Below are 1158 nucleotides of genomic sequence, written 5' to 3'. Positions count from 1 at the left end.
ACAAGATCCTCCGCTCACATCAATTAATTGTCCAGTAACCCAGCGGCTGTCTGGAGAAGCAAGAAATGCAGCAGTATCGGCAATGTCTTCTACTTCACCTAAGCGATTGAAAGCGGAAATAGTAGTAGCGTACTGCTTCATCATCGGGTCGCTCAAGAGTTCTGCATTCATATCTGTTTTAATAAATCCTGGAAGTATTGCATTCACCGTTATTCCTCGTGCTCCAAGCTGTTTTGCTAGCGTAAAAGTCATTGTATTAATAGCGCCTTTCGTCATACTATATGCAACAAAATCAGGTAAAGAAATGCGGGTCGCAGCGGATGAAATATTAATAATTCGGCTATTGTCACGTAAACGTGGCAGTGCTTGTTGAATGATAAAGAATGGTGCTTTTGCATTTACTGAAACCATTCTATCAAAAAATTGTTCAGTCGTTTCTTCAATAAAAGCACCAGGACCAATGCCAGCATTGTTTATTAAAATATCAAATTGTGTTTCACCAGTGCGCTTTTGTAATTCAGTATCTAAAGCTTTATAAAGGTTTTCTACACCGTGTAAGGATTCTAAATTTGCGCCGATAGAAAAAGCTTGGCCACCATTTGATTGAATTTCATGAACAGTTTCTTCAGCGTCATCTTTTCGATTACCGTAATGAACAGCAACCAATGCACCGTCATTTGCTAAACGTTTAGCGATCGCTCGTCCAATTCCTCGGCTTGCTCCTGTAACTAACGCTACTTTTCCTTTTAACATAGTTTCCTCATCTCCTCATAAATTTTTCTTTATGTAGTAATGCAAACATACTTAAGTAATATATGAGTGTATGTAAGTAATGCATTCCAATTTTGATTTGAGAAAAAATAAATAGAATGAATTTTTATTTTTTTAAAAAATATGTTGACAACGAAAAGAACAACGTCCTATAATACGTGTAACAAATAAAAGTTAATTAAGAATTTTCTAACTTTATATGTTGTATATGCAAAGAAGAGGAAAGTAGATGATTATGATCGTTTCAGAGAGCTACTCCAAGGCTGTGAGGGTAGTAACAATCGAATCATTGAAGATCACCTCGGAGCATCGCTTACGAAAGGGAAACTGAGTAGAGGGCGGCGGCATCGTCTCCGGTAAAAGGACGGAGGTCTGATTGGACCTACA

Annotated in this window: 1 protein-coding gene; it reads right to left on the bottom strand. The window is 37.7% G+C overall.

Features of this window, described 5'->3' with window-relative positions:
• Positions 1-753 (bottom strand): SDR family oxidoreductase (locus MR170_RS30660; RefSeq protein ID WP_242310643.1); only part of this gene is annotated, 753 nt, incomplete at its 3' end.
• Positions 754-1158 lie beyond the last annotated feature (405 nt).

Origin of the sequence: Bacillus cereus group sp. BfR-BA-01524 (assembly GCF_022662595.1) — a bacterium.
Classification (GTDB): Bacteria; Bacillota; Bacilli; order Bacillales; family Bacillaceae_G; genus Bacillus_A; species Bacillus_A thuringiensis_S.
This window is presented reverse-complemented; position numbering and strand designations above follow the sequence as displayed.